At 66.7% G+C, this 4,550-nt stretch carries 4 protein-coding genes; 1 reads left to right on the top strand and 3 read right to left on the bottom strand.

Annotated features, from left to right (window positions below):
* Window positions 1–88 precede the first annotated feature (88 nt).
* From AC1DYI_RS27330 to AC1DYI_RS27340, 3 genes are read right to left on the bottom strand one after another with little or no spacing between them, the layout of a single operon-like run.
* Window positions 89–850 carry a polysaccharide lyase gene (locus tag AC1DYI_RS27330; protein ID WP_477207270.1) on the bottom strand — a complete coding sequence of 254 codons (762 nt, stop codon included), beginning with the start codon at window positions 848–850 and terminating at the stop codon, window positions 89–91.
* An 11-nt stretch (window positions 851–861) separates the two neighbouring features.
* Window positions 862–2,898, bottom strand: coding sequence for a hypothetical protein (locus tag AC1DYI_RS27335; RefSeq protein ID WP_477207271.1), 2,037 nt, complete (start codon window positions 2,896–2,898; stop codon window positions 862–864).
* A 10-nt stretch (window positions 2,899–2,908) separates the two neighbouring features.
* Complete coding sequence (locus AC1DYI_RS27340; RefSeq protein ID WP_477207272.1) at window positions 2,909–3,988, bottom strand: hypothetical protein; 1,080 nt, start codon at window positions 3,986–3,988, stop codon at window positions 2,909–2,911.
* A gap of 215 nt (window positions 3,989–4,203) precedes the next feature.
* On the opposite strand from AC1DYI_RS27340, the gene AC1DYI_RS27345 reads away from it, so the two are divergent.
* The coding region (locus AC1DYI_RS27345; RefSeq protein ID WP_477207273.1) for a MerR family transcriptional regulator at window positions 4,204–4,550 on the top strand (347 nt) is incomplete at its 3' end.

Here is a 4,550-nt window from a genome sequence, read left to right on the forward strand (position 1 = left end):
GTGCAAGGGCTTCACCACAATGTTGCACGGGCACGACAAGGCGGCCGCGCACGCCCAAACACGGTGCGCAGGCCGGGAAACGTCGCCGTCAACGGCGGCGGATGAAGACGTCGTCGACGAAGTGGGTCGAGGGCGAGACCGGGTCCGGGCAGGGGTTGCGGCCGGCGGCCGAGTTCGAATACCAGCCGCCGAAGCCGATGCGGTTGATCGGGTTGGGCAGGGCGCCCACCAGGTTCATGCCGGTCCGCTCGATCAGCTTCTGGCCGTTGACCCAGACCCGCAGCAGCCCGTCGGCGAGGCCAGGCTGGTTCAGCCGGACCTCCGTGCGGATGGCATACCAGCGCTCACGCCGGAACACGAAGGGCGCATCGACGATGCCCCAATCGACCGGCCCGCCGTTGTAGGCGATAGACAGGTAGGCGGTGTCGGTCAGCCCGCAGTAGTTGCTGTCGGGCGCCGAGGCGCGCGACTCCAGCACGATGTCGAAGGCATTGCGCTGGCTCGCGGCGTCGAAGGCGCTCAGGCGCAGGATCTTCAGCCCGGCGGCGAAATCGAAGCCGCGGGCGTAGAAGTCGTGGAAGCCGACGACGACGTGGCGCGCCTCGATCTCGCGTGTCGCGCTGCCCACGTCTTCGTTATGCTCGAAGCTGACCTTCAGCGCCTGCTCGCCCGAACGGCTGCGCTCGGTCGACGGCACGATGCCGTGGATGCTGATCCAGCCGTTGCAGCCCGCTTGCGGTGGCTGGGCCCAGCAGGCGGCTGACTCTTGCTCGAGGTCGCTTTCGAACAGCAGCTCGCCGGACTGGGCCGTGGCCGCGGCCAGCCAGGCGGCGGTAAGCGCCAGCAGCATTCGCCGCACCCTCATGGCGTTCGCGGCTTGACGCCCCAGACCGGGTCGTCGTTGTAGCCCGCGGCCTGCACCGGGAAGTTGGACGCATGGATGATGCGGTTCCAGCCTTCCGCCGCGCCCGGGGCTCCGTGGTCGACGGCGTACGAGATCGCTGGCATCAGGTTGCCCCAATAAGCGGTCGCCTCGGTGGGGTAGCCGCTTTCCAGTGGCTCGCCGAGGTTGCCGCTGGTGGGCAGTTCCATCGCGCGCGCCACCTCGCCCCAGTTCGCATACCAGGGGCCGCTGCCGTCTGACCAGTCGGCGTCGTTGGTCTTCGCAAACGGCACGTTGTACTGCGCGGCGTAGCGATAAGAGAACGCGCCCGCGCCGCTACCGCCCATGCGCCCGACGATGGCCTTGTACTTGTGGGCGCGAAAGGCCTCCAGCCTCGTCTGGCGCGACGGGCTGTTCACGCCCAGCTCGCTCAGGTAGCCGACGACGCCGGTGAAGAAGTCGTCCATCCACGACGCGCCTTCCCACGGGTCGGTGTTGGTGTAGTGGTCATAGGGCTCGACCAGGCCCAGCGGGTTGTTGGCCGTCGCGACATAACGCGCGTGGTAGTGGTCGATGTTGCCGTCGACGCTGGCAACCAGTTCGGCATGAAGCGTGTCTTTGTCGGGTGTCAGTGCGGCGGCCTGGGCCAGCGTGCGCAGGGCCCACGCGGCACCGCGGGTGATGTTGGCACCGGCGCTGCTTTCGAACACACCCTTCGCGAATTGGCGCGTGGTGTCGGAGTTCTTCAGAAAGTTGGTGGTGGCCACGAACTGCGACTCTTCGAGCGCGTAGTGCCAGCCACTCACCAGGTAGGCCATCGCGCCGACGGAGGGGTGGTGCGGCGAATCGTAGGTGGGCGGCACGCCGCCACTGGGGGCGGGCGTGTAGCTGTTGGTGCTCGACGCGCCGATGTTGGACACGCCCGAGCCGTCGCTCATCACCAGGTGCGGGTAGGCCGACAGCTTCAGCGGGCGGTTGGTGGTCTCGTCGCGGTAGTGCACGCCATAGCGGCCGGCGGCGAAGGTGTTGACGAGGACCGCCTTGTACGCACGCGGGTCGCCCAGCGTGGTCAGGTAGGCCACGTCCCACTCGGGCAACAGACCGATCGAAGGGGCATAGCCGGTGGCGCCCATCTCGGCCGGAAAGTCGCCGCGCATCAGCGGCGTGTAGCTGGTGCTCAGGCGCCCGTACAACGGGCTGCTCTTGACGGTGGCGCCGCGGTAGTTCGGCACCAGCCGGGTCGCCATCAGGTAGGCCGCATCGTGGCGCGGCGTGATCTGCGGGTCAGTCGCGCCGAACCAATGGGTCAGCGTGCTGCCGCTGGCCAGTACCGCGCGCTGGTGGTTCAGCAGCGTGAGGCTCTGGTTGAAGCGCGTCGTCGAGCCCAGCGTGAAGCTGACGTTGCCCGAGCGGGCGCCGGGCTTGGGCACGTTCAGGTAGCCGTTCTCGACCCACGGCAGCACCTCGATCCGGCCGCCCTTGTAGCTGCGCACCTCGAGCCAGACCACCAGGTGCTTGTCGCTGCCGATCGGTTGGCGGTAGGTGAACGACGACATCTGCGGGCCGCCGACGACTGTGCGCTCAGGTGAGGCCCAGTCGTCCACGCCCCAGGCCGCTGTGCCATAACTGCCAAACTGCACGCTGGCTGTCAGGCCCGCTTTGGCCAGACTGGCCGGGCCGATGGCCTTGCCGGTGCCGGCATCGGGCGCGGTGCTCAGCGTGACGGTCTTCGGCACCTGCGCCGACAGCGTGGCGCGGCCCGACAGCACGGCGAACTTGGCGCTGCCATCCGGCCAGCGGTTCTTCACGACGAACTGGAAGCTCGGCAGGTCGGCGACGAGCACCTGCGATTCAGGCACGTCGCCCTGGCGCAAGGCCTGGCCGATCGTGAACGGTAGCTTGGTGCCACCCGTGGCGCTGTTCAGTTGCAGCGTGGTGACGGTGCCGGCCAGCGCGGGCAACGCCAGCACGGCCCACGTAGCCGCGGCGAAGCGGCGGATCGAATGCATGTTCATGGTGGGCCTCTCAGTGCAGCTTGAAGATCCAGGCGTTCTGGTCGATGTCGTTGACCAGCGCGAAGACGCCGTACTGCGGCACGTAGCCCCAGCGGCCGAAGGTGCCTTGCGCAGGTGCCGGCACGCCGGGGCCGGCGTTGGTGGCGACCTGCGTCCAGGCGCCGGTGTCCATGTTCAGCGCGTAGACCTTGCTGCCGCCGTGCCACGCGACGATGCGGTCGGCCACCGGGTCATAGGCGATGCCGGGCGATTGCTTCGACGTCACGAATCCAGGTGCGCCGGTGGTCGCCATCGTCGTCATCTTGTTCGTCGCCAGGTCGATGACCTGCACGCCGTTGCCGATCATCACGAACTTGCGGCGCTTGCTGTCGATCGCGGCCGAGAGGTGGTAGTCGACGAACTGCTCGGCGGTGTTGAGCTTGCGGTACTTGTTCGACGCCAGCGTGTAGGCGTAGAAGTCGGCGTTGTCCTTGACGAAGACCTGCTTGGTCGCTTCGTCGTAGACGGCCATCGTGCCGAAGCCGTTCAGCGCGAAGTCCGGGATCATCAAGTGCCACTTCTTCTGCGGGAAGCTGTAGGTCCAGGTCGCCGGCTCTTGATAGCCGCACGGCACGAGCGAGCCGTTGACCGCGAACAAGCGCTTGGCGTGCGTGAGGTAGGCCATGCCGCCGTACGTGTGGCGCGAGGTTGGCGTGCCGTCGGCCAGCGCTGAATGGCAGTCGGACTCCGCGGTGTGCGGGCTCGGGTCGGTGATGCGCTTCATCTTCTTCGTGCCGACGTCCAGCGCGTAGAGCTCATTGCCCCAATAGTCGCTGTGCCCGCCGCCCCAGACCAAGAGGCGTCCTTTGACCGTATCGACCGTACCGCCGCTCCAGGCATAGACGATGTTCGGTGCATAGCCCATTTGTGGTGGTGAGGGCAGCACCGAGCGGATCTTGGTGTTCGGCAGCTCTTGCCATTGGCCGGGCTCGAGCGCTTCGATCCAGGCCGGGCGCGAAGGGTGGGGCGCGGGTTCAGCGGCCCGGATCAACGGCGTGCTCATGGCCGCCGCGGCAGTGAGCAGCAATGCGGCAAAACTTCGAACAGACATGGGTCAAACCTCGTCGTTTTTGGTGGGCGGATCGGGTGTTTTGAAAAGGGGTGTTACGGCGCGCTCCGGCGTGTCCGGTTTGAGTGGCGCGTTGCGAATAACTTGGATGAGGTGGATGAGATGGGGATGACAGACGCGGGGCTTGGACAGGCGGGCCGCACTCGAACCATAAGGTTGAAGTCGGCCTGAAGGTCAACCCACTGCGGTGTTACCAAATGAGAATCGGTGAACTGTCCAAGGCGACGCAGTTGAGCTGCTCGCGCATCCGGTATTACGAAGCCAAGGGCTTGATTCGCGCGGCGCGGCGCGCCAATGGCTACCGCGAATATTCAGCGGACGCAGCGATGCTGCTGAACCTGATCACCAACGCCCAGCGAGCCGGCTTCACGCTCGATGAGATCAAGGCCTTGCTGCCGGCCGACGAGCCCAGCCGCTGGCGGCGAGACCACCTGCTGTTTCATCTGAACGGAAAGATCGCCGACCTGGACGCGCAATTGCAGCGCATGACGGGTAGCCGGCAGGTGCTGCAGTGGCTGGTGCAACAGGTCCAGAGCAAGCCCGA

Source organism: Ideonella sp. P3_A4, from assembly GCF_056403075.1.

Coding starts and splice junctions, on each gene's coding strand:
- AC1DYI_RS27340 (WP_477207272.1), bottom strand. CDS start 3,988: ATGTCTGTTCGAAGTTTTGCCGCATTGCTGCTCACTGCCGCGGCGGCC.
- AC1DYI_RS27330 (WP_477207270.1), bottom strand. CDS start 850: ATGCTGCTGGCGCTTACCGCCGCCTGGCTGGCCGCGGCCACGGCCCAG.
- AC1DYI_RS27335 (WP_477207271.1), bottom strand. CDS start 2,898: ATGAACATGCATTCGATCCGCCGCTTCGCCGCGGCTACGTGGGCCGTG.